General features: G+C 56.5%; 4 protein-coding genes. 3 read left to right on the top strand and 1 reads right to left on the bottom strand.

Features of this window, described 5'->3' with window-relative positions:
- The first annotated feature begins 225 nt into the window (after nucleotides 1-225).
- Both acnB and Q1K23_RS03970 read left to right on the top strand, forming a co-directional pair.
- Nucleotides 226-2,799 carry a bifunctional aconitate hydratase 2/2-methylisocitrate dehydratase gene (acnB, locus tag Q1K23_RS03975; RefSeq protein WP_300362645.1) on the top strand — a complete coding sequence of 858 codons (2,574 nt, stop codon included), beginning with the start codon at nucleotides 226-228 and terminating at the stop codon, nucleotides 2,797-2,799.
- Between the two features lie 60 nt (nucleotides 2,800-2,859).
- Nucleotides 2,860-3,243 carry a hypothetical protein gene (locus Q1K23_RS03970; RefSeq protein ID WP_300362643.1) on the top strand — a complete coding sequence of 128 codons (384 nt, stop codon included), beginning with the start codon at nucleotides 2,860-2,862 and terminating at the stop codon, nucleotides 3,241-3,243.
- Nucleotides 3,244-3,259: 16 nt separating this feature from the next.
- Here the strand turns inward: Q1K23_RS03970 and lolA are convergent, their stop codons facing one another.
- Nucleotides 3,260-3,784: a LolA-like outer membrane lipoprotein chaperone gene (gene lolA / locus Q1K23_RS03965; protein WP_300362642.1), complete on the bottom strand. Its 525-nt coding sequence runs from the start codon at nucleotides 3,782-3,784 to the stop codon at nucleotides 3,260-3,262.
- A gap of 109 nt (nucleotides 3,785-3,893) precedes the next feature.
- Between lolA and Q1K23_RS03960 the strand changes: the two genes are divergently transcribed.
- On the top strand, nucleotides 3,894-4,876 hold a 983-nt coding region (locus Q1K23_RS03960; RefSeq protein WP_366522644.1), incomplete at its 3' end, for a DEAD/DEAH box helicase.

The raw sequence follows: 4,876 nt of genomic DNA, 5'->3' as shown, positions 1-4,876 counted from the left end.
GGTGTTTGCATATCGTCTCATCGTGATTTAAGCTGACGGACGTCAAATTTCCATTTTCCATTTCCCGTTTCCCATTTCCCGTTTCCCGTTTCCCGTTCACCATTCACTCCGACGTTACCATTCAACACACATGAAAATTTACCTGTTACGTATCGTTACAACCCATAAGAAAATAACCGACTCTTTGATAAAATAGACAGATCACACCATAATGAAGGAGAAATAATGGGTTTTATGGCCGATTATGAAAAGCATGTGAAAGAGCGCGAGGCGCTGGGCGTTCCTCCGCTTCCGCTGAACGCGGAGCAGACCGCGCAGGTTATCGAACTTCTCAAAGAGATTCCGATCGTCGAGGAGGAGAAGCTTCTCGATCTGCTCGAAAACCGCGTCCCCCCGGGAGTCGACGATGCGGCCTACGTCAAAGCCGCGTTTCTGAACGACATCGTCCAGGGCAAGGCGAAGACGGCCGCCATCTCCCCGCTGCGAGCCGTGAAGATGCTCGGCATGATGCTGGGCGGTTTCAACGTCAAACCCCTGGTCGACGCGCTGGAGCACAAAGATCCTGAAATCGCCCAGGAAGCGGCCAATCAGCTCAAGCATACGCTGCTCGTCTACGACGCCTTCAACGATGTCAAGGAACTCGCCGACAAAGGCAACAAATACGCCAAAGAGGTTCTGGAGAGCTGGGCGAACGCCGAGTGGTTCCTGAACCGTCCCGAACTTCCCGAAGAGATCACCGTCACCGTCTTCAAGGTTCCGGGTGAAACCAACACGGACGACCTCTCACCGGCGAGCGAAGCCTTCACGCGAAGCGACATTCCGCTTCACGCCAACAGCATGCTGGCCGCGAAGATGGAGGATCCGATCGGTACGATCAAGAAACTCAAAGAGAAGGGCCATCCGGTCGCCTACGTCGGCGATGTCGTCGGTACCGGGTCTTCCCGTAAATCGGGTATCAACTCGGTCCAGTGGCACCTGGGCGAAGATATCCCCGGCGTTCCCAACAAGCGTACGGGCGGTGTCATCATCGGCGGAATCATCGCGCCGATCTTCTTCAACACGGCCGAAGACTCCGGCGCGCTCCCGATCGAAGCGCCGGTGGACAAACTCGAAATGGGCGACGTCATCACGATCAAACCCTACGAAGGCAAGATCTACAAAAACGGCGAAGTGGTCAGCGAATTCAAGCTCAAGCCCAACACGCTACCCGACGAGTTCCGCGCCGGCGGACGTATCCCGCTGATCATCGGCCGGAACCTGACCCGCAAAGCCCGCGAAGTCCTCGGTATGGGTGAAGAGAACATCTTCGCGCGTCCCGAGCAGCCCGAGGGCAAAGAGGGTGTCGGCTATACACTGGCACAGAAGATGGTGGGCAAAGCGTGCGGCATGGAGGGTGTACGCCCCGGCATGTACGTCGAGCCGCAAGTCTCCACCGTCGGAAGCCAGGACACGACCGGTCCGATGACCCGCGACGAGATCAAAGAGCTGGCGGCACTCAGCTTCGGTGCCGACCTGGTCATGCAGTCCTTCTGTCACACGGCGGCCTACCCGAAACCGTCGGACGTCGAGCTTCAGCACACGCTGCCTCCGTTCTGGACGAGCCGCGGCGGCGTGATCCTGCGTCCCGGCGACGGCGTCATCCACAGCTGGCTCAACCGTATGGTTCTTCCCGACACGGTCGGTACGGGCGGCGACAGCCACACCCGCTTCCCGATCGGTATCAGCTTCCCCGCGGGTTCGGGTCTGGTCGCTTTCGCGGCGGTCACCGGCACGATGCCTCTGAACATGCCCGAGTCTGTCCTGGTACGCTTCAAGGGCGAGCTGCAGCCGGGAATCACGCTCCGTGACCTGGTCAACGCGATTCCCTACTTCGCCATCAAGCAGGGACTGCTGACCGTCGAGAAAAAAGGCAAGAAAAACATCTTCGCCGGCCGCGTTCTCGAGATCGAGGGTCTGCCGTTCCTCAAATGCGAGCAGGCGTTCGAACTCTCCGACGCTTCAGCGGAGCGGAGCGCGGCGGCCTGTACGGTACGCCTGGACAAAGAACCGGTCATCGAGTACATCAACTCCAACATCAAGCTGCTGGAAGCGATGATCGAACAGGGCTACGAAGACAAGCGTACGATCCAGCGCCGCATCGACAACATGAAAAAATGGCTCGAGAACCCGACGCTGATGGAACCGGACGAAAACGCCGAATACGCGGCGGTCATCGAGATCGACCTGAACGAAGTGACCGAACCGATCGTCGCGTGCCCGAACGATCCGGACGACGTCGCGACACTGAGCGAAGTGCTCGCCGATCCGAAGCGCCCGAAAAACATCGACGAGGTCTTCGTCGGCTCCTGTATGACAAACATCGGTCTTTTCCGCGCACTGGGTGAAGTGCTCAAAGGCCGCGGCCAGGTTCCGACACGTCTGTGGATCGCTCCGCCGACCAAAATGGACGAGAAGCAGCTGATCGAAGAGGGATACTACGCCATCTTCGGACAGGCGGGTGCGCGTACCGAAATCCCCGGATGTTCACTCTGTATGGGTAACCAGGCGCGTGTTCGCGACAACGCCACCGTCTTCTCGACCTCGACGCGAAACTTCGACAACCGCCTCGGAAACGGGGCGCAGGTCTATCTGGGCTCCGCAGAGCTCGCGGCTGTCTGTGCACTGCTGGGCAAAATCCCCAGCAAAGAGGAGTACCTCGAAATCGTGCCCCAGGCGATCGCCGGCAAAGAGGAAGACGTCTACAAATATCTCAGCTTCGACAAGGTCGACAAAGAGACGCTCGACTACATGGTCGGATAATTCCGGCACTTTCAGCGGCCGGCGTTTCCCGGCCGCCTCTCTCTTGAGGGGATCTCTTTCATGAAAAAAATCCTTCTATCTCTTCTCGTTCCTTTGCTTCTTTTTGCGGGACAGCTTCATCTGGACCGGCTCGAAACAACGGTTTTGCAGAAAAAAAACGGCGAGCCCGTCAATGTCGAACTCTCTCTCGTGCTTCAGGGTCGCGATATCGAACGAAACGAAATCCAGCTGATGGATGTGGTGCAGACGGCGTTGGGAAGTTTCTGGGCCGAAACGCTTCTGACCTCCCAGGGAAAAGCGAAGTTCAAAAAGATGATCATCGAACTGGCGGACAAGCAGTACGGTATCGAGGTCGATTTCGTCTATATTCAGAATATCCGTCTTCAGACCGAGACACTCGAGAAGTGTCTGGAGCTGATCAGGCAGAAACCCGTCAAATACTGAGACGACGAATGCGGTTTCAGAATCTTCCGTCGATGATGTCGTAATCTTCGGGGATGTCACACTTCAGTCGGGAATCCTCCAGCGGTGAGGTGTCGATCGCCCCGAAGCGGAGCGTGACGCGGTTTCCCAGCTCGTCGGTATATTCGACGCTTTCGAGACGCTTCTTCCCATCCACGCGGATCGTGTAGTCGATGCCGTTGTATTCCGCTTTGTAGAGATTGTCACCGATCTTTTCCGCTTTTTCCAGGATCGCGAGAATGGGGATCGTCCTGTCGAGGCGGTAGAGGGTCGCCTGTTCCAGCTCCGGCTCGATCACCCATGCCCGCTCTTTGGTGAGGCAGATGGTTTTGGCGACGGGTACGGTGTAGCTCCATTTGGCCCGGTTGGGGAGTTTCATGGCTACATGGCCGCTGTAGTGGAGGGTCTGGTTGTTTTCGGTATTGAGAACCGTCTGGTTGAAATCGGCCTGCAGCTGCTGCGGGACAGGCAGAGAGGCGAAGAGGGCGGTCGCAAGTGATAGCGCTGTGATTATTTTATGCATAGTCCGATTTTATAGGAAGCTATGTGAAATTGTGATAAAATAGCGCGCTTAATAATCCGCTACCAGAATACAGATGCAGATTGTCCCACCACTTAAAAGGTAAATGAGAATGATAAAATCGGTTTTTCGTACCATTGTCGGAACGGCCAACGACAGAGAACTGAAAAAATATGCCAAAAAAGTCAAAAAGATCAACGCCCTCGAGCCGAAATACGAAAAGATGGACGACGAGGAGCTCAAAGAGTCCTTCAACGCCCTCAAAGAGAGTGTTCTCAGCGGAGAGAAGACCCTCGACGACGTGCTCTTCGACTCCTTCGCCATCACCCGTGAAGCGGCCAAGCGGACCGTGGGCATGCGCCACTTCGACGTCCAGCTCATCGGGGGCATGGTCCTCCACGACAACAAGATCGCCGAAATGAAGACGGGGGAGGGTAAAACCCTCGTCGCCACCCTTCCGGTCGTCCTCAACGCGATGCTGGGCAAGGGTGTCCACGTCGTCACGGTCAACGACTATCTGGCCAAACGCGACGCCAACGACATGGGGAAAATCTACAATTTCCTCGGCTACTCGGTCGGAACGATAACGGCGGACATCCCCGACGACGCCACCCGCAAGGCGCAGTACGACGCCGACATCACCTACGGTACCAACAACGAGTTCGGTTTCGACTACCTGCGTGACAACATGAAATACTCCCTCGACGAGATGGTGCAGCGGGAGCACTACTACGCCATCGTCGACGAAGTGGACTCGATCCTGATCGACGAGGCGCGTACGCCGCTCATCATCTCCGGACCCACCAAAAGCAAACTCGACAACTATGTCAGAGCCGACAAAGTGGCCCTTCAGATGGTCCGGGACGAGGATTTCACGGTCGACGAGAAGAACCGTGTCATCCTGGTGACCGAAAAGGGGATCGAAAAAGCCGAGAAACTCTTCGGTGTCGACAACCTCTACGCGATGGAGAACGCGATTTTGGCCCACCATCTCGATCAGGCCCTCAAAGCCCACCATCTCTTCGAACGGGATGTGGACTACGTCGTCAAGGACGGCGAGATCGTCATCGTCGACGAGTTCACCGGACGCCTGAG

Origin of the sequence: Hydrogenimonas sp. (assembly GCF_029933015.1) — a bacterium.
In the GTDB taxonomy this organism is placed as follows: domain Bacteria; phylum Campylobacterota; class Campylobacteria; order Campylobacterales; family Hydrogenimonadaceae; genus Hydrogenimonas.
The sequence above is the reverse complement of the archived record's forward strand: the minus strand, read 5'-3'. Positions and strand labels throughout refer to the sequence as shown.

Coding starts and splice junctions, on each gene's coding strand:
- acnB (WP_300362645.1), top strand. CDS start 226: ATGGGTTTTATGGCCGATTATGAAAAGCATGTGAAAGAGCGCGAGGCG.
- Q1K23_RS03970 (WP_300362643.1), top strand. CDS start 2,860: ATGAAAAAAATCCTTCTATCTCTTCTCGTTCCTTTGCTTCTTTTTGCG.
- lolA (WP_300362642.1), bottom strand. CDS start 3,784: ATGCATAAAATAATCACAGCGCTATCACTTGCGACCGCCCTCTTCGCC.